General features: G+C 50.4%; 8 protein-coding genes. 3 read left to right on the top strand and 5 right to left on the bottom strand.

What is annotated here, in order from left to right; all coding sequences use genetic code 11:
- The first annotated feature begins 331 nt into the window (after positions 1-331).
- Together FDW94_RS12695 and FDW94_RS12690 are read left to right on the top strand one after the other, a co-directional pair.
- A complete protein-coding gene (locus FDW94_RS12695) occupies positions 332-11404 on the top strand; it encodes a retention module-containing protein (RefSeq protein WP_137377683.1) in 11073 nt (3690 codons plus the stop codon).
- Positions 11405-11466: 62 nt separating this feature from the next.
- A complete protein-coding gene (locus FDW94_RS12690; protein WP_048236656.1) occupies positions 11467-11742 on the top strand; it encodes a hypothetical protein in 276 nt (91 codons plus the stop codon).
- Between the two features lie 77 nt (positions 11743-11819).
- On the opposite strand, the gene lapD is transcribed toward FDW94_RS12690, so the two are convergent.
- Genes lapD through FDW94_RS12665 form a run of 5 tightly spaced genes read right to left on the bottom strand, consistent with a single transcriptional unit; the run spans position 11820 to position 18453 of the window.
- Complete coding sequence (lapD, locus tag FDW94_RS12685) at positions 11820-13754, bottom strand: cyclic di-GMP receptor LapD (protein WP_008785657.1); 1935 nt, start codon at positions 13752-13754, stop codon at positions 11820-11822.
- A 9-nt stretch (positions 13755-13763) separates the two neighbouring features.
- Positions 13764-14462 carry a cysteine protease LapG gene (lapG, locus tag FDW94_RS12680; RefSeq protein WP_050592543.1) on the bottom strand — a complete coding sequence of 233 codons (699 nt, stop codon included), beginning with the start codon at positions 14460-14462 and terminating at the stop codon, positions 13764-13766.
- Positions 14459-15352 (bottom strand): transporter substrate-binding domain-containing protein, encoded by an 894-nt coding sequence (locus tag FDW94_RS12675; RefSeq protein WP_137377682.1) that lies wholly within the window; start codon positions 15350-15352, stop codon positions 14459-14461. The genes lapG and FDW94_RS12675 overlap by 4 nt, the downstream gene beginning before the upstream one ends.
- Positions 15336-16268, bottom strand: a complete 933-nt coding sequence (locus tag FDW94_RS12670) for an amino acid ABC transporter substrate-binding protein (RefSeq protein WP_137377681.1) — start codon at positions 16266-16268, stop codon at positions 15336-15338. The genes FDW94_RS12675 and FDW94_RS12670 overlap by 17 nt, the downstream gene beginning before the upstream one ends.
- On the bottom strand, positions 16261-18453 hold the full coding sequence (locus tag FDW94_RS12665; protein ID WP_137377680.1) for an EAL domain-containing protein: 2193 nt from the start codon (positions 18451-18453) through the stop codon (positions 16261-16263). Before FDW94_RS12665 ends, FDW94_RS12670 begins: the two co-directional genes overlap by 8 nt.
- 610 nt (positions 18454-19063) lie before the next feature.
- Here FDW94_RS12665 and FDW94_RS12660 point away from each other — a divergent pair.
- Positions 19064-21274 (top strand): EAL domain-containing protein, encoded by a 2211-nt coding sequence (locus tag FDW94_RS12660; RefSeq protein WP_008785653.1) that lies wholly within the window; start codon positions 19064-19066, stop codon positions 21272-21274.
- Positions 21275-21312: the final 38 nt, after the last annotated feature.

Below are 21312 nucleotides of genomic sequence, written 5' to 3'. Positions count from 1 at the left end.
ACATGAATGCCCTATATCTCACGGTTATGACATCCAGGTGTCGTCGCTATCATCCATTTTTACAAACACGTTATATTAATTAACAAATATGAATTGTCTTAATTGATGACTGTAATCAGCTATTCAGCGACATGTTTTGTCACATCGTGTTTTATTTTTGGTTATTTTTTATTATATTCATTTGCCAGTCAAGTCTCATGTAATTGCATTCTATAAAATGTGTTTTTTTCTACATTGAGATATTAATGTTTACATTAATTGAATGTGATATTTGTTCGTTAATATATTAACGAGTTTATAAAAATAATGATGGTAATTAAGTGAGGTTACGGTGAGCAAATTACTCGGTGTGATCAAAGCAATTATTGGACAGGTTTACGTAGTTGATGCCAATGGTGCACAACGACTGGTTCATGAAGGCGACAGGGTATATAGCGGTGAAGAAATTGTGACCGGTGCCAGCGGCGCGGTAAGTATCTCTTTACCAGACGGAAAAACGCTGGATATAGGCCGTAATAGCCATTGGGGTGAGCACGGGCTACAGGTCAGCCATCATCCGGAAAGTAGTGCTCAGGATATTGCCGCCGCACAAAAGGCCATTGCCGATGGCGCTGACCCGACGCAGGTGCTGGAAGCCACCGCGGCGGGTAATGAAGCACCGGTAACATTAGAAGGTGGCGGCGGGGGGCACACTCTGGTTCAGCTTGAATTGACCGGGCAGGTGGTTGATCCGACAGCAGGTTTTAACACCAAAGGTCTGGGAAGCCCGAACTGGGATATCAATCTGCCGATAGGGGGAGTTACCGCAGGTTCCGCGAGTGTTTTCCCGCCTGAGGTACAAATTACCGAGTTTGCCGGCAACGACGGTTTCATTAACAAAAGCGAATTCCATCAGACCCATTTAAGCGGCACCAGTAATCAAAATCACATCACACTCACCTTCACCGATAGCCAAAAAAACACATTCACCGTTACTGTTCCGGTGAGCAACGGGCACTGGAATATTGATACCGATCTGGGGGGACTGGTCCCGGGAAATGTAACAGTGGTGGCAATAGCCACCGATGTGACGGGACGAACGGCAGAAAGTTTTGATCATGCGCTGATTGATATTACCGGACCACACATCGACATTACCGTTGATAACGTCACGCCGGATAACCTCATTAACTACGAAGAGTCGCGTCAACCGCAAACCCTGATCCACGGGTCGGTCGGCGGCGATACTAAACCCGGCGATATCGTTACTTTATTGGTTGATGGTAAAGAATATACCGGTGTTGTTACCGACCCCGGAAATGGGACTCTGACTTATACCATCCCGGTACTGACCCAGGGGTTACTGCATGACCCGAACATCCACGCCACGTTAACCTCTACTGACGACGCAGGAAATACCACCATTGTTTCCACGGATCATCATGTCGATAACGACCTGTATGCGCAAAATGCCGTGACCATTGGAACGGTGGCGAATGATGATGTCGTCAACGCTAATGAGTTTCGTATGCCGACCATTATTTCTGGCATTGCCAGCGGTGATGCGAAAGCGGGTGATCCGGTCACGTTGACCATTCAGGGCAAAGCGTTTCACGGCACGGTTTTCGACGATCATGGCCAGCTACGCTATGAAATCGTTGTGCCTTCCGCAACTCTCAAAGAGGGGGCTAACGATGTGCAGGTGACGCTGGTAAGCCATGACGCAGTAGGTAATGAAGCCACTGCTGTGACGCACCGCACCGTGGTGCTGGACACCCAGGCACATAACGCCCTCACGATTGATGATGTCACGACAGATAACACCCTGAATCGTGCTGAGCTGTATATGCGTAACCAGGTGATTTCCGGAACCGTCAGCGGGGAAGACGCGAAAGCGGGCGACCCGGTGCTGGTAGAGATCAATGGCCACCAGTACAACGGTCAGATCATCGATCTCGGCAATAGCACGCTGGGCTATCGTATTGCGGTGAACGCTGCCGATTTTGCCAACAACGTTGCAAAAGTCGATGGTTATATGGACGTGAAGGTAACGGTCACCTCTCACGATGCGGCGGGCAACCTGGCGATCGCCACCGATACCCACAGCGTGCATATCGATAACTTCGCGGAAAACACGGTGCATATCGACACCGTCGCGAACGACAATGTGGTTAACGCCATTGAAAACCGCATGACGACGCTGATTAGCGGCGTGGCAGGCGGCGATGCGGCGGTCAATGATGCCGTGACCGTCCGCGTGCAGGGTCAGGACTTTACCGGCAAAGTCGTCGATGTTAACGGCGAGCTGCGCTATGAAATCGCGGTGCCGGTCGGCACGCTGCGCGAAGGTAAAAATGATGTGCAGGTGACGCTGGTCAGCCATGATGCCGCGGGCAACGAAGTGACTGCGCTGGCGCACCGTACCGTGGTGCTGGACACTAAAGCGCATAACACCGTCAATATTCATGATGTCACTGCCGACAACACCCTGAACTTTACTGAGCTGTCGGCGGCGAAGCAGACGATTGCCGGAAACGTGCGCGGGGAAGACGCGAAAGCGGGCGACCCGGTTCTGGTGGAGATTAACGGCCACCAGTATCACGGCCAGGTGATTGATACCGGGAAAAATACCCTCGGTTATCGCATCGAGGTGGATTCTGCGGCGTTCTCTGACAACGTCGGTCATGTGCTGAAAGAGGTGACGGTCCATGTCAGCGTCACCTCCCACGATGCGGCGGGCAACCTGGCGATCGCCACCAGCGACCACAACGTGCATATCGATAACTTCGCGGAAAACACGGTACATATCGACACCGTCGCGAACGACAATGTGGTCAACGCCATTGAAAACCGCATGACCACGCTGATAAGCGGCATGGCAGGCGGCGATGCCAAAGCGGGGGATGCCGTTACCGTCAGTGTACAGGGGCAGAATTTTACCGGAACGGTGGTCGATGATAACGGCGAACTGCGCTACGAAGTGGCAGTGCCGGTTGGCACGCTGAAGGAAGGTAAAAATGCGGTGGTGGTGACGCTGGTCAGCCACGATGCGGTGGGTAATGAAGTGACCGCGCTGGCGCACCGTACCGTGGTGCTGGACACTAAAGCGCATAACACCGTCAATATTCATGATGTCACTGCCGACAACACCCTGAACTTTACTGAGCTGTCGGCGGCGAAGCAGACGATTGCCGGAAACGTGCGCGGGGAAGACGCGAAAGCGGGCGACCCGGTTCTGGTGGAGATTAACGGCCACCAGTATCACGGCCAGGTGATTGATACCGGGAAAAATACCCTCGGTTATCGCATCGAGGTGGATTCTGCGGCGTTCTCTGACAACGTCGGTCATGTGCTGAAAGAGGTGACGGTCCATGTCAGCGTCACCTCCCACGATGCGGCGGGCAATCTGGCGATTGCCACCAGCAGCCATGATGTGCATATCGACAACTTCGCGGAAAACACGGTACATATCGATACCGTCGCGGGTGATGACCTTATTAATATTAAGGAGTTTTCCGCGAACGGCGGCTTTACGCAGATCGCCGGTACCGTAACCGGCGTGGATGCGAAGATGGGGGATGCGGTTACCCTGGCACTGAAGGGCGGCGAGGTGATTCACAGTGTGGTTATCGCGCTGGCGGGCGGTGGACTGGGCTATAGCATCCCGGTAAATAGCCATAAGCTGGTAACTCATCCGGAATTTACGGTTTCTGTTACCTCTACGGATCCGGCAGGGAACAGCGTCACGCATTCTGAAACCAAAACCATCAGCGCCGATCTGTATACACAGTCGTATATCACCATTGATGACGTGACGGCTGATAACTTTATCAACATCAAGGAATCGACGGACAATCACGGCAAGACCACCATCAGTGGCACGGTGAGCGGAGATGCAAAAGAGCATGACACCGTTCAGCTGGTGATTAATGGTCAACACTATTCGGGGGAAGTGGAGAAGCTGGCGAACGGCAATCTGGTCTACCATATCCCGGTGGATACCCAGAACCTGGTCAACAACCCGGTGATTCATGCCAGCATCCATACCACGGACGAGCATGGCAACGAAATGACGGCGGTGACGAAACACCACGTTGGGCTGGATCTGGACGCCAGCGCCTCTATCGGCATCGATACCGTCGCAAGTGATGACATTATCAGTAAAGCCGAGTCCAACCTGCATAAGACGATCATCACGGGGCCGGTTGGCGGCGATGCGCAGAAAGACGATGTTGTCACCTTAACCTTCAATGGCAAAACCTATAGCGGCAAGGTCTTTGAACTGCCTGACCATTCGCTGGGTTACAGCATTGAAGTCAGCACCGATAATCTGAAAGATGGCAGCGACCAGAAGGTCCATGTCTCCATTTCAACCGTCGATGAACACGGTAACCCGTCAACGGTAACGCACGACCATATGGTGCATATCGATCTGCACGCGGAAGCGAGCATTACGATTGATAAGGTGACCGCCGATAACACCCTGAACCATAGCGAACTGAATATGGCTCAGCAACTCATCACCGGCACCGTCGATGGTGATGCGAAGCTTCACGACGTTGTCAGCCTTGAGATCAATGGCCACACGTTTAAGGGTGAAGTCATTACGCTGAATAACGGTCAACTGGGCTACCAAATCCCGGTCGACTCGTCGGCATTCAGTGACAACCAGGGCCACCAGGATAAGTATGTCAACATCAAGGCGACGGTTACCTCGCATGATGCGGTAGACAACGAAGTGACGGCGACCAGCAGCCACAACGTGCATATCGATAACTACGCCGAAAACCAAGTGCATATTGGTACTGTCGCTGGCGACAACGTTATCAATATCAAGGAGTTTTCCGCCAACGGCGGCATGACGCCAATCACTGGCACCGTGACTGGCGCGGATGCGAAAGTGGGTGATACGGTGATCCTCAAGCTGGATGGTGTTACGGTGATGCAAGGTGCCGTTATCACGCTGGCGGGCGGCGGGCTGGGCTTTAGCTTCCCGGTCAATACTCATATGCTGATGACCCATCCGCAAATAACCGTGTCTGTCACCTCCACCGATGTGGCGGGGAACAGCGTCACGCATTCAGAGACGAAAACCATCAGTAGCGATATGTACACGCAGTCGCATATCACCATTGATGGCGTGACGGCTGATAACGTCATCAACATCAAGGAATCGACGGACAATAACGGTAAGACCACCATCAGTGGCTCGGTGAGCGGCGATGCGAAAGAGCACGATACCGTTGAGCTGGTGATTGATGGTCATCCGTACTCTGGTGAGGTGGTGAAGCTGGCGAACGGTGGCTTGGGCTACCATATCCCGGTTGATACCCAGAACCTGGTCAACGATCCGGTGATTCACGCGAGCATTCATACCACGGACGATCATGGCAACGAAACCACGGCAACCGTGGAACGCAGCGTTGGGTTGGATCTTAACGCCAGTGCCTCTATCGGCATTGATACCGTCGCCGGTGATGACATTATCAGTAAAGCCGAGTCCGACCTGCATAAGACAACCATCACAGGGTCGGTCGGCGGCGATGCGCAGAAAGATGATATCGTCACCTTGACCTTCAATGGCAAACCCTATCAGGGCAAGGTATTCGAACTGCCTGACCACTCGCTGGGCTACAGCATTGAAGTCAGCACCGATAACTTGAAAGATGGCAGTGACCAGAAGGTCCATGTCTCCATCTCAACCGTTGACGAACACGGCAACCCATCAACGGTAACGCATGACCATATGGTGCATATTGATCTGCACGCTGAGGCGAGCATTACGATTGATAAGGTCACCGCTGATAACGTACTGAACCATAGTGAACTGAATATGGCTCAGCAAATCATCACCGGCACCGTCGGCGGTGATGCGAAAGTTCACGATGCTGTCAGCCTTGAGATTAATGGCCACACGTTTACAGGTGAAGTCATCACGCTGATTAACGGTAAACTGGGCTATCAAATCCCGGTCGACTCGTCGGCGTTCAGCGATAATCAGGGTGACCAGGATAAAGATGTGACATTCAGAGCCACGGTCGTCTCGCATGATGCCGTAGGTAATGAGGTCATCAAACACACTGACCATAAAGTTCATATTGATAACCATGCGGTGGCGGCGATCACCATCGATACCGTGGCGGGCGACGATATGATTAACGGCGCCGAGTCCGTTAAGCCGAATACCGAGGTGATGGGCACTGTTTCCGGCGATGTGGATGTCGGCTTTAAAGTTGAGGTTATCGTCAACGGTAAAACCTACGAAACCACCGTTCAGCACCTGCCTGAGCATAACGGCGCGCTGGGCTATAAATTGGATGTTCAGAGTAGCGATCTCGTCGCCAACCCACATATTACTGCGCATGTGGTGGGTAAGGATGTTGCTGGCAACACCCAGGATGGTCTGATGGGTATAAATTTGCAGGTTGACCTCCTGGCGGAGGCGACCCTGACTATCGATCCTGTCACCGGTGACAATATGATTAACGGCGATGAATCCCGCCAGCCGTTCACCTATGTGACTGGCAAAGTCGGCGGTGATGTGCATGTGAACGACATCGTGTATCTGACCGTCAATGGTCACACTCTGACCGGGAAAGTCATCGATCAGGGTGGGCATCTCGGGTATAGCATCAAAGTCAGTACTGCCGATCTGCTGTCCGACCCGCATTTAACGGCGACTGTTAGCACCACCGATGTTGCGGGTAACCCGGCAACGGCCAATGCTCAGACAACGGTGGTGATCGATACCCTCATCGACGCGACAATTACGATTGATTCCGTTACGCCAGACAACACGCTGAATTATGACGAGCAGCATCAGACCACCACCGTCGTGACCGGCACCGTGACCGGTGAAGTTCACAAAGGTGACCCGCTGGTCATGACGATCAACGGCGTCACTTATAAGGGGTCGGTGGACGATATCGGTGGTCATCTGGGCTACCGTATTATCGTCAATACCGCCGATCTGGTCGCCAACCCGCATATTGAAGTCACCATGGACGTTACCGATGCGGCGAAGAACCATGCGCACGTGGTGGCGCACCATGACGTTAATCTGGACGACCGGGCTTTTGCTGCGATCACCATCGATCGCGTGACGGGTGATAACGTTCTGAACGGTACTGAACTGCAGGCACCGAAAACGATCATCAGCGGCACGGTGGGCGGCGACGCGCACAAGGGAAATATCGTTCATCTGGTGATTGGCGGCCATGCAGTCGATGCGACGGTTGTTGAACTGCCGAAGCTGGGGGCGCTGGGCTATAGCATCGAGGTTGATACCCAGTGGCTGAAAAACGATCCAAATATTACGGCGACGATTACCACCCATGATGCCGCAGGAAATACCGCGACGGCGGATGCGACAAGCACGGTGAAAATAGACGATCGCGCCGAGGCTATCGTCCATATTGACCCGCTGGTGACGGATCATAATGATGATGTTATCAGCTACAAAGATGCGCATAACCCGCTGACCACCGTGACCGGTACCGTGGGTGGCGATGTACGAGTGGGGGATCTGGTTGAACTGACCATCAACCATCAGACCTACTATGCCCCGGTGCAGGATGGCAGCAACGGTCAGCACGTGTTTAGCACTCAGGTTTCAACGCTCGATCTGCTGATGGATCCGAATATCCATGCCGAGGTGACGGCAAAGGATGCGGCTGGCAACGTTGCGTACGGGCATGATGATAGGCCGGTGGAGATTGATACCGTTGCTCAGATTGGCATCACTATTGACTCAGCTAAAAACTGGGTTCCGCAAGACCTTGCTGCTGGAGCCAGACCTGATTATGTGACGGTTGTGGGACATGTTGATCATGATGCGCAATTCGGCGATCTTATCCATATTGACGTAGGTCATGGAAACAGATTGGACACCACTGTTATCACCTTACCGGATGGGAAGCTGGGATACACACTGAACATTAGCACTGATTATTGGGATGATGACGGCAATATTACTGTAACTGTCATTGGCCACGACAATCATGGCAATGTCGCTATGGCGGTGGCACATCAATATTATGACCTACCTTGGGTAGCACAAATTCCTGTTGCTGGCGGTAGCAGTTTTAATACCAATTTGACGCCAATCACTACATCTACAACCGGCACGGGAACCTCGCTGCCACAGAAACCGCATGTCCACCTCACCGTCGATCCGGTGACGGGCGATGATGTAATCAACCAAGTTGAAGAGGGTAAATCCACTACGCCGATTCGTGGTCTGATAACTGGGGATGTAAGCGTCAATGATACGGTTATTGTCACCATTAACGGCAATCAATACCCTGGCAAAATGATCGCGATTCCTGGCCTGCCGGGTGAATTAGGCTATCAGGTTGATGTTCCTACCGACGTACTTAAGGCGCACCCGACATTTGAGGTATCAATTACCGTCAGTAACTCCGCGGGTAGCGACACCTCGAGCGTGCTGAAAACCATTCAGGTCGATATCGATAACCCAGTCCACATCACCATGGACAATGTCGCCGGTGATGACGTTATCAATGGTTCGGAAGCGAAAAGCGGCACAACAACGATCAGCGGTACGGTCAGCGGCGAAGGTATCCATGACGGTAGCGTAGTCTCGCTGCAGGTGAATGGTAATACTTTAACCGCTGTGGTACATGCAGGCACCACGGGATGGGTCTGGTCGCAGGATGTCAGCATCAACGATCTGCGTAATAACCCGGACATTACCGCGTCGGTAAGCGCTACCGATGCTGCCGGAAACACTGGTACTGACTCGACGTCGAAGCACGTTGAAGTCGATCTCAAAGCCGATGCGGGCGTTACGGTAGATGACATCACCACTGATAACGTACTGAACTCGCAAGAAGTTGGACAAGCAAAGACCACGGTGAGTGGTTCCGTTTCCGGCGATGTTAAACCCGGTGAAAACGTGACCTTGACGGTCAATGGTCATGATTACAATGCCGTTATTAATGCAAGTAATCACTACACAGTTGATGTAAATACGTCAGACTTGGTGGCTGACCATTCCATCGAGGCTACGGTGACTGGCCACGATAATCACGGCAACGTCCAGGACACCAGTATCACCAAAGCGTTTTCTGTTGATACCACCGCGACGGCTGCGGTAACGGTTAATACCGTGGGCGGCGATGATGTGATCAATGCTGATGAGATAAAAGCCGGTACGGTCGAAGTCAGCGGTACCGTGGATGGTGACGTACACAAAAACGACAAGGTCTATATCACCGTTAATGGCAACCAGGTTGAGGCCACTGTCATTGAGCTGCCGCATATGAACGGGCAGTTGGGGTATAAAGCATTCGTGAGTACCACGGATCTTCAGGCCGATCCGACTATTCATGTCAGCGTGACGGGTCATGATACGGCAGGCAATATCCAGACTGCGACGTATGACAAAATCGTGATAATTGACGAGCGCGTGGATGCGACAATTGTCCTGGACCCAGTGTCCAATGATGACGTGCTGAATAACGTTGAAGCCGGGCAGCCGACCACCATCATCACCGGTTCTGTGACCGGCGACGTTGAGGTCGGCGATCAGGTTACCGTCACCGTCAATGGCAAAGACCTGCCAGCGATAGTCTCCGACAGCGGTGGTAAGAAAGTGTTCCGCGTTGAAGTCAGTACGGTTGATTTGGTTCATGACCAGCATATTACTGCCCATGTCGTCGCCCATGACGATGCCGGTAACCGCCAGCAGATTGATACCGATAAGACGATCCTCATCGACCGCGTGGCTTCAGGTACCGTCGACATTGACAGCGTCACGGCGGATAACGTCCTCAACCACCAGGAGCTGTCGGGGCAGAAGGTGACCATCACCGGCCATGTCGGCGGTGACGCGCAGCTTTATGATCCGGTTACCTTGACCATCGGCGGGCATAAGTATCAAGGGAGCGTCATCACCCTGAGCGGCGGCGGTCTGGGCTATCAGATTGACGTGGATTCGGCGGTTCTACGTAGTGATGCGCACAAGGTTATTGACGTTGAGCTTACCGGCCATGACGCACCGGGGAACCCGTTCACCGCAAAATCGACACATACCTATTCCGTTGATGAGCAGGCCAACGGTGCAATTACCATTAATGACCACATCGCAGGCGACAACGTCGTTAACCTGAATGAATCGAAGTCAGACACGGTGATTAAATTTACGGTTTCCGGCGACACGCACCCGACCGATGTCGTTGATGTTAGCGTCAACGGCAACAACATGAAGGCTTCGTTGGTGCCTGGTTCCACGACGGTTTATCAGGTTGCGGTTCCGGGAACGTATCTGAATGAGGGCGATAATAAGATTGAGGTGAAAACGACGTTACACGATGACGCAGGGAATACGTTAGACGTGCACGATCAGAAAAACGTGGTGCTGGATACTCATGCCGATGGTGCGATTACTATCAATGACGGCATCGCAGCAGATAACGTCGTTAACCTGAAAGAATCGCAGTCAGACACAGTGATTCGCTTTACGGTCTCTGGGGATACCCATTCTACCGATGTTGTTGAAGTGAATATCAACGGTCACCTTATGAAGGCTACGCTGGCACCTGGATCATCAACGGTTTATCAGGTTGCTGTCCAGAGCGCATATCTGAAGGAAGGTATCAATGATATTGATGTGAAAACGACGTTACACGACGACGCGGGTAATACAATCGATGTGAGCGATCACAAAACCATCGTCCTTGATACACACGCTGACGCCAGTATCGTGGTAGATAAGATCGCCGGTGATAACCACATCTCGCGTGCCGAATCACACGATGCCGTCACGCATATTACCGGCAGCGTGAGCGGTGATGTGAATGATGGCGATCATATTAAAGCGCTGGTAAATGGTCATCAGTACGATGCCATTCTTCATCAGGGCATTAATGGGTTGACCTATGACATTGAGGCCGATACCTCCGCATTCCGTGCCGGTCATAACCGCGTGAACGTATTGGTCGAGGCGCATGATAACCACGGTAATATTACGCCTTATAGCCAAACGTTGAACGTGACGATGGACGATCCTGCACCAGTGAAAGGGCATACGGTGGATAAAGGGAATCATGCTGCGATGCAGCATGCGCTGCATAACCTGTTCGACGACAACGCATTATCTCTGTCTTATGCACCAGCAGCGACCGGACACGGTCAGGCGACAGCGGTACTCAGCGCCGATGATAAGGCGAAGGGGGTGCTTGAAAAAGTCGATCTCAGCGATCTGGCGCGTGAACTGCATGAAGGTGTGGATATTGCGAAGTACATTCAAAGTGGCGGCGATCATCACCTGATCGCCAGTCCGGCAAAAGTGGCGCATGGAATAGATACCGCGCTGTCTACTCCGGCAAGCGGCGATCTGCATTCTCCGACCTACTCGTTGGATCACCTGATTGCTAAACCCGATCAAAACCACACTCACTAACGATTGCCTGCTGCCCTGTGTAAACAGGGCAGCAGCATCATGCAAAATGAAAAGGCACTGATATGAACTCTGATTCATCTGCTGCAAACGTGCAGACAGAAGGCGTGGCAAAAAGTCCTGAAAATGACAACCAGCAGGCTTTAGCGATGCTGCAAAAAAGCGACCTGGAGATGGTTCGCGTGCTCGACGATTTGATTTACCTGTTGATCCGTAAAGGCGTGATTGCTATTACCGATCTTCCAGCGATGGCGCAGGTTAAATTAATGAATCGCGCGAACGCGCGCCAGGAACTTGGCGGGTTAGAACAACTGCTTGGCAACGATGATCGTATATTTTAGCTGATGCAGGCAGTTTGTAGGCCGGATAAGCGTAGCGCCATCCGGCTATACAAAGGCGTATCAAGACGCCAGTTTTATCACAATGGTGCGGGCTCACCTAATAATTGCCCCATTGCTCCATCAATCCCTAATTCTTGCAGCACCATAAGCTCACCTTCCGTTTCAACTCGCTCGGCAATGAGCGGCAAATCAATACTGCGCGTGGCACTGCACAATACTTCAATAAACAAACGCTTATCATTTTCCTCATCAATTTTGCGGATATAGCTGCTGTCGATTTTCAGATAGGCAAGACCCCATTGCGACAGATGACCGATCATATCGAAACGGCTACCGAAGTGTTGCAGTCCCAGCGCGCAGCGATGCTGACCTACGGCTTTAACAAATGCCGCCATCTGATGGGGGCCTGGTAACTGATTTTCATCCAGTTCCAGAATCAGCTTGCTGGCTAATTTCGGTGAGTACCGTAACGGATTGAGCAGGTCTGCAATGGCGGTAGCGCTGGCGACAGAACTGCCAGAAATACTCAACGCTAGTTTTCCCGGCGCGGTTTTCAACTGGTTCAATGTGAGCTTCAACATGACTTTATCGAGTCGATGACTCCAGCCAAAGCGGTGGATCCAGGGCAAGAACCGCCCCGCGGTAATGGCGTTACCCTGCTCATCAATAATGCGCGACAGTACCTTGTAATGCAGGATTTTGTCCGGCTGGCGGCAATCGACCACCGGCTGATAAACCAACTGAAACTGTTGATTTGTCAGCGCATGCTCCAGACGAACAAACCACAAATGCTGATCTTCTGTAGCTGCAGGTATTTCGGTGGTAGGAACGACCTGATGGTTGGTGTGTGTTTCCGCTTCAACCAGCAGGCGATCGGCCTGGATCAGCAATGACTGGGCATTTTCTCCGGCGCTGAATGGCACCATGCTGGTATAGGCAACCGGCTGTTGGTCTGACATTCCAGTAGCGTAAAAGGCCGTGAGTTTCTGAGACAATGAATTACACAGCTCCAGCATTTCTCCGTGCGTCACGCCAGGGCAGAGTAGGGCGAATTCACCGCCGCGAATGCGGGCGAGCGTGCTGTCGAGAGGGGCATACTTTTCTCTGTGCGCGTTCAGCAGGTTGGCGATGTTGAGTAACAGCTTATCAGTATGCGGTCCGCCAAAGCGCTGATTCAGGCCACCTAAATCCTGAACGCGAACCAGCATCAGATATCCTGGTGCCGTATCGGCATCACTCAGTCGCGCCTGGAGCTGCATATCGAATGCCCGGCGGTTGGCTACCCCGGTCTGGCTGTCGAGATAAGCTTCATTGTGCAGGCGTTCGCTGTAGATAGCTTGTTCTTCAAATAACGATTTAAGCTTAGCTGCCATTAAATTCATGGCGCCTACAACGCGGCGTAATTCCGGCGTTTTGGGTAACTCGTGGAGTGTCAGAAACTCGCGACGGGTAATAGCTTCGGATTGTTTTGCCATGTAATTGAGTGGGCGCAGCAGTTTGCGCAGCAGCAGAATACCGGCGATTAAGCAGGCAAGACTACAGGACAGCATCCACAACAGATTGCCTAAGGTATTGTCCCACAGACGCTGCACGGCAAAGATAGGATCGCTGGTCACTTCCACGCGAGCTGCCTGCTGCCAGCCGCGCATAATCGTTGCTTCACCGGTTTGCGGGGTGACATCCACCAGATCGACGAACCAACCGGGAACGTTGGGAATTGTCGCTACCGCGCTACGCTCAAGCATTATTTTGCCGTTTGCCAGATCGACGATGCGGATTTTTTTGTAGTAACCGCTATCGAAAATGGAACTGACCATCAGCTCGATCATTGCCGGGTCGTTGACGTTGGGCGTCAGCGAAACGCCTAGCGCCGTTGCGGCATCCTGGGCATGTGAAAGGAGTTGGTTATTGGACTGATTGCGAGAACTCTCCAGCGTCACAATAAAATTGCCGCTGAACACAACCATCATAAAGAGAGAGATTGCCAGAAGTAACTGTTTAAAAAGAGACACGGGCGATTCCTATTTATCCATCGGGAAGCCTTCTTCCCGCATTTTGGTGAAAACTTGCTGCCAGCGAGAAAGCCTCTTGCTGTCCCCAACGCGTTTATTGTTTTGATTGCCGGGAAGCCAAAGGCCAGTGTTGTTAAAGGAGTAGACGGGTAATAAGTCCATGCGCTGCGTAGCAGGCGAAATGGTGCTGGTCAGGCTGTCGAGCACCAGAGGAATCGCCCCAGGGGTGGCGTACCAGGTGAGCACCATATGCGCGCGATTTAAACGCAGGGCTTTAACGTAGGTGATGCGAAGTTTGTCTTCTGACACGCCCAACTGGCGGAGGGTGAAATATTTGGCGATTGCGTAGTCTTCACAATCCGCCTCACCTTTGCGCAGCGACTCGATAGGGGTCGCCCAGTAATCGACGTTATGCCAGACATCAATATCTTCGGTATAGCGGATCTTCTCGTTAAAGAATTGGTTTACAGCGCGTAATTGCGTTTGCTCGTCAGCATTACGCAACTGGAGCAGAAGCTGTTGCCAGGCGCGGATCCGTTGCTGTGCTTCTGGTGTTGCCGGGCCATATAGCGCATCGGACTTTTGTTGAATATTGGCAAAATCCCAGGCCGCGCGTAGCGAATGGACTGACAGCAATAGCAGCAGCGCCCCGGGGATTTTCCATAGGCGTAGCAGGCGGTGGCGTAAGCAGCGGCGGATAATGTTCAATGGCTATGCTGACAACTGCCCGGTGACGGGTTTTTCAGCTTTTCGCAGGACCAGGGAGACAACCACTTTTTACGTAATTGCACGTTGGCCGGCGAGGCAAAAAAATCTTTCAGCGTACTGTCAACAAACGTCACAAACTGCGGATCGTTTTTCCTCATCATAATGGCATAGTGCATATCATTACCGATGCTCTCAGAAGAGACGCTGAACAGTTCAGGTTGCTCGCTATGATTAATCAGCGGCCAGGCCAGAATGTCATCGACAAAGAAAGCGGCGGATTCATTATGCGCCATTTTCTCAAATGCGCCGTTTATAGTGGTGGTGGTAATCGTTGAAATATTAAGGTGTTGCTCTCTGTTGGCTTTATTAAATTCCAGCAAATCTTTAGAGCTACCGGTCAGACTTACCGTGCGTCCTTTTAGATCGGCAATTGAATTTATATTATTTTTACGCAAAGAGATGATGCGCATTTTCGCGGTGTAGTAGTTGAGCGAAAATGAAACGCTGGAGGTCCGCTCCGGTGCGTTAGTATTTACACCACAGTCCATATCTATTTTCCGTGTGTTTAATGCGGAGAAGCGTTCTGCAAAATTCACGGGAATATAATGAATGGTTAAGCTGTTGAGCTTCAAATACTGGCGCAACTTATCGGCAATCATGTTACATACCGCGATGGTATAACCCGTGACTTTGCCATTGTGGTCAGTAAAAGAAAACGGTGGCAGCTGGCGATAACCCACGTTGAGCACGCTGCTGTTCTGAATATGATCGAGCGTCGCGGCGTTCTGCTGCGCCATCAGCGCGGGGGTGATACCGATGCCTGCCAGTAAAAACAGCCATTGCACTATGCGGTTCACCCTTGTCATCTCACGATTAATTATATTTTTCATAATCAAAACTGATCTTCTTTTTAGCAGACGTTAATGCTTTCAGGTTATCTGACATGGGAATGTTTAAATTAATGGCTTTCGGCGGGATCGGTGACTGAAACCATTTATTGTACAGCACAGTAAATTCGTTGCTGGCCATCAGCGAGGAGAGAGTGTCATCAACAAATTCTTTAAATTCTTTATCGTGTAACGGGAGTAACAAGCCGGCCGGTAGCGGGGCGCTGAGCGCAATGTCGGAAAGTTTATAGTCTTCAGGATTAGGCGTTTGCGCGATCATCCCTTTGAGTAAAACCGTACTGGAGATCAGTGCAGAATACTCACCATTCTTCAGTTCATTAAAGGCGGTAATGTTGTTGGTATCGAGTTGAATATTAATATCCAGGTCATTGGCGGCATTCACTTTTTGCAGTTGCTCAACGTAAATCGTGCCGCTTTTTACCAGTACGCTATGTCCGGAAAGCTCTGCCAGATTGTCGTTGCTTTCATTTTTACGCATGACGAAGCGGGTACTTGAAAAATAAAACGGCAGCGAGAACTCGCTAATGCTGTGGCGACTTTTCGAATAAAAGGCCGGGATACACATGATGTCTGCCATGTGATTTTTAATCAGGACAAACTGCGAGGCCGAGTTAGCTTTTACCCACTCGACCTTCAGGTTTTTAAGCTGAAGTTTTGTCTTGAGCGCGCTGACGATACTGTTGCAAATATCAATGGAATAGCCGGCAGGTACGTTGCCATTCTGCCAGGAGAAAGGAAACGCATCATCCTGATAACCAAGGGTAATGCTTTTCTTGCTGGCGATTTGCTCCAGCGTGTGCAACGGCAGGGCTGAGCCTGCTAAGCATGGCGTTGCTGAAACAATTAACAGGGCAAAAATCGTCAGCATGCGCTTTACCGGGCGAAAGAAGTCAGACATTGCACAGTCCTTCTTCAATGACCTCTTTGGCAAATGCGGAAAGCACTTCACGCTCGCGCAGCGGATAGCTAAAGAAATAGCCCTGAACATTCTGGCACTCAATGTCGCGCAGAATGTCACGCTGCTGCGCGGTTTCTACCCCTTCAGCGGTGACCGACATATTGTACTTATGGGCAAACTGAATCAGCATCACAATCAAATACTGACTGGCATTATCTTGCTGGAGCTTATCGACCAGCGTGCGCGCAATCTTGATGCGAGTGAAAGGATAGATCAGCAGATAATCCAGCGCCGCGTAGCCGGTGCCTAAATCATCCATCGCGATTTCAATGCCCAGTGAGCGGATCTCTTGCAGCACGGGCAAGGCAATCGACTTATCCAGCTTTTCGGATTCGGTAATTTCTATTTCAAGGCGCTCGGCTGAAAGTTGACTGATGCGTAACGCATCTTTGATAACGTCAACCAGTCCTGGGCTGTGCAGTTGGTAGGCCGATATATTGACGGCTACCCTGATACGCTCCGGCCATTTGGCAGCGGCTTCACAGGACTGACGAATAATCCATTCGCCCAAACGGACAATCAGACCGGAGTTCTCGGCGATGTTGATAAAATAATCAGGGTAAATCAGACCCTTGGTGGGATGATTCCAGCGTATCAGCGATTCGTAGCCATATACGCTTTCATCTTCCAGATTGATGATTGGCTGGTAATGAAGCTCGAATTCCTTGTTATCAATACCATCGATGATTTCCTGATTAATAAACAGGCTGTGGGTATGCTTCATCACCATGCCGTCTTCGAAGAAATGGAAGCAACCCCGGCCATGATGTTTTGAGGCGTACATGGCAAGGTCGGCATTGATCATCAACGTCGAGGTATTATTGCCCTGATACGGCGCGGTGGTGATACCGATACTGCAGCTGATGGAAAAAGTATGCGTACTCCAGGTAAACGGGGTGCTCAGCGCACGAATAATCCGCTTCGCCAGCCGATTCGCTTCTTTGATGGAGTTATCGCTGACATGTTGCAGAATGGCGAATTCATCACCGCCCAGACGCGCTGCGATATCGTTAGGTCCCAGCAAGAGCTGCAGGCGCTGGGCAACGCTGATTAACAGCTCATCGCCCGCTTTATGACCAAAGGTGTCGTTTACTGGTTTGAAGTTGTCGAGGTCAATCAACAGCAGGTTAAATGGTTTTTCGTCCTGATGGATTTCACTGACGCGTTTATCTAACGCCTGGCCAAACGAAACGCGGTTGGGCAATCCGGTCAGTGAATCATGATGGGCCATATGCTCCATCTTTTGCGACATTTCATGCATTCGTTGCAGATAGCCGCGTTCTTTCATGGCGACGCGCAATTTTTCAATCGCCCCGGCCAGATGTCCAATCTCATCGTCCTGATCAAGATAGGGCGTTATACAGTCCGTCTCTTCATGGGCGATGCGGGTAAGGGAGTTAATCAGCAGCGGAACCGGACGGAATAAACGGCGCATAAACATCGTGACCAGTGCCAGCGTTACCAGCAAAATCAGGACAAAAATGATACTGCTTTTTTTCAGCATCGCATCGTAGGTGGCGTAGAGATCGCTTTTTTTTCCAATGCTGCTAATCAGGCTACCGAGGATCTCACCTGAAGGCGTCAAAATAGGAACGGCGCTGATAAAGCACTCTTCGCCATTAATTTGGGCGAAGCCAACATAGTAGTTACCCAGCACATCGCGCGGCAGACGACCGGGGAAAGAGATGATCCCATCACCCTCTTCTGACTTGTTGTTGATGCCAACAAACCCTTTCTCCGGCGTATACAGAAACAACCAGGTGGGGCTATGGGTCTGTACTGATGCCAGTGCCAGAACGTCAACCGGGTTATAACCGGTTTGCATAATAGAGTCGGTGTCACCAATCTGTCTGTCGGAGACAATGCGGGATATCTGCCCTGCATCGCTGGTTTCGACCGAAACGGTGGTATACACGTTGCGGATGATGTAGGTCATAATCTGTGCATTCGCTTCAGCCCGCTGTACCCACTGCTGATAAGAAAAGTTATCTATCAGGCTCCAGTTGGTAAACGCGCCAGCACTAAACGCAATAACGATACCCGCCAGCAAGAATTGCGTTATTTTGCCAGTGATTGAATGTTGCCACCCTTTTATTGCTTTAAGGGAAAACAGAGACTTTGCCACGGATTATGTTAATTCCTGAAAAGATTGTTCGGTGCTAAAATTAATTTCTGTTATTACTTGATGGAATATTATTGTTGCAAATAAGTAGATGAAAGACGTGAAACGTAATGACGTAACAAATAACTAACATTGAACCATGGTGAGTAATGACAAAAATAACGGTATGCGAATATAGATAACGCTGCTCTTTTCGTCAATAGGCAAAAGTGTACATAAAAATACATTTTCTGAATGCCCCTTTCAGGATATTAATGTTGACATTCATGGTGCTTGAGAAGATTTTTTATACGTACTGGTTGGAGGTGTTGGGAAACTGACAAAGGCTTTTTTGTTTTTTACTAAACATCAATGAATTAGCAGTTTTTTGGACAGGCATTTTAGTGATTTCATCCCCACCGGATGTCCATTTTTGTCTATAAATGGGTATTTATTTCCTGATTTGATATGAATAACATGCTCTCTTCATTATAGAACCTTATTTTATTTTCTCAGTGCGCGGTCAATGTTGACAATTTTGCTATGGTTCATCGGCTGACCCAAAAGGATTTGTTTGTGACATTCGAGTCTGGATTAAAGTCCTATTGGTATAGTGCATAGCGGATAAATTGATTTGGACGCAATAATAAACTCAAACACGATAAAAAACATTCGGGAATGGTGCCTGCCACTTGTCTTACCTGGCCTTTTTTACCCGCTGGCACAATATCTTAACGGTTATAGCATTCTCAATAATACTATTTTAACAGTTTACGATCTCAAGCTAGCCGTATTTTCTGCCGCATTGGTCTTGTTTGGTTTTCGGGTGTTGCCGGGGTTTCTTCTGTTCCTGACGGTCATGTTTGTGGTCGGTCCGCAAAATGAACGGGTAGATGCGTTGTGCCTGATCATCGCGTCGACCTTAAGTTATGCCGCGTACCGCAAATTCACCGGCAGACGCAGCTGCGTTAGCTTTGGTCGCATCAAAATTAGCTTTAATCGTCTGCTCTGGCTTTGTGGCTACAACGTCCTGCTGTATCTGGTGTTCAGCAAACTCTTTGCAATGTTTGTCGCCCACGGACAACGCCCCGATGTGGATAACATTCCGGCGTTGAGTCTGGGCATGCTGGTACGTATTCAGGGGATCATCAACGGTTGCCTGACGGGGATCCCTTTATTTTACAAGATTTACCGCATCATTCGTCGACCGTCTTTCCTGCTGACCTTTCTGCGGGCCATTGCCGAACAGTGTAAAGGCAATATCGGTGTCTACGGCGTTATATCCTGGTGCATCTTGCTGTTTTTTCTGATGTTCTTCTTAACATCACCGGATAATTTGGATGTTTTTTTCTCTATCTATAGCCTGATCCTGTTATTTCCGTTGATGTTGTGGGGAGCAATCAAGATTGGCCACTTGTTCACAATGCTGGTGTGGACGATCGTATTAATCATCTTAGGCAAACATAACGACAGCTATATCGCCAGCGATGTTAACTTCATGCTGCATCAGGCGCTAGTTTCGACGTTGATCTTTGTCTTTTCACTCACCATTGTGATCATGGGGGTACTGGCAAAATTTACCCGTCAGCGCTTTAACCAGGCGCTGCTGTTGGGGCTGACTGACCCGATGACAGGCATGGCAAATTTACGGGCGCTGAAGACGGAGCTATTTACCACTGAACGCGCGACTGTATGTCTGATACAGATCCCCGAGCTGGAGCTTTTTTCGCGTCGTTATGGTTTTCATTTCCGCGCCCGCTACCAGAAGATCCTTGCTGAGCATTTGCGCAGACATCTGGTGAAAAGCGAGAAAGTCTATTACCACGCGGGTTATGATCTGCTCATCCGGCTGGAAAATGGCACCTGGGAGCGGCTATGCGATCTGTATCAGGCCGCCAACAGTTTTCGTCTCTTTTACAACAACCATCGGTTGGGTTTTCGCAGTGGTTTGGGCTATTGCCTGATTAACGATCTGAGCGATGACATTTATCAGTTGGTGGGGAAACTGGGCATGGTGGCGGGTTTATCACTCACCAACGGCAGGCCGGAAAACCTTGAGGCGCAGCATAGCCGGATCCTTGGCAACCACATTGTTGATAAAACGGAAATTCGCACTGCGCTGCAAAATGCGCTGGATAACAATGCGTTTGTCCTGATGGCACAGCCGATTGTCAGTACCCACGGTGAAGCGCCGTATCATGAAATATTGATCCGTATGCTTAACGAACGGGGAGAATTTATTCCACCGAACAGTTTTCTGCCGGTTGCTCATGATGCGGGGCTGGCACCGGATATCGATCTCTGGGTTATCGAAAATACCCTCAAATTTATGCGTAACCACCCACAGCATTGTTTTTCTATTAACCTGGCACCGGTGACGGTGTGTCGTTCAAATATTGTCATGAAGATCACCCAACTCCTGCACGACTACGCGGTGGAGCCACAGCGGATTATTTTTGAAATAACGGAAGCAGATACGTTATCAGACAAAGAACAAACCGTGGAAACGCTACGTTTAATACGTCAGCTGGGATGTCGGGTGGCAATTGATGACTTTGGCACCGGGTTTGCGAGTCATGCGCGCTTGATGAACATCGAAGCAGATATCCTGAAAATAGATGGCTCTTTTATTCGACGGATTACCGAAAGTGAAATTAGTTACTACATCGTTGAGTCATTCTGCCGCGTTGCTGAAATGAAAAAAATGCAGGTGGTCGCTGAATTTGTCGAGAACGCCACTATTCAGGCCTGTCTGGAAAAAATGAATGTGGGCTGGTTACAGGGATATCACATTGGCAAACCTACGCCGCTGTTCACGCTCGAATCACAGGGCGCTAGCTCCTGATGACCAAAAAAAGAGTAATTTCTTCTCAGGTAGAGAAT

Origin of the sequence: Citrobacter sp. wls757 (assembly GCF_005280935.1) — a bacterium.
Lineage (GTDB): Bacteria > Pseudomonadota > Gammaproteobacteria > Enterobacterales > Enterobacteriaceae > Citrobacter > Citrobacter portucalensis.
This window is presented reverse-complemented; position numbering and strand designations above follow the sequence as displayed.

Excerpts from the sequence above, each read along its gene's own strand:
- FDW94_RS12690 (WP_048236656.1), top strand. The coding sequence starts at position 11,467 with ATGAACTCTGATTCATCTGCTGCAAACGTGCAGACAGAAGGCGTGGCA.
- FDW94_RS12675 (WP_137377682.1), bottom strand. The coding sequence starts at position 15,352 with ATGAAAAATATAATTAATCGTGAGATGACAAGGGTGAACCGCATAGTG.
- FDW94_RS12670 (WP_137377681.1), bottom strand. The coding sequence starts at position 16,268 with ATGTCTGACTTCTTTCGCCCGGTAAAGCGCATGCTGACGATTTTTGCC.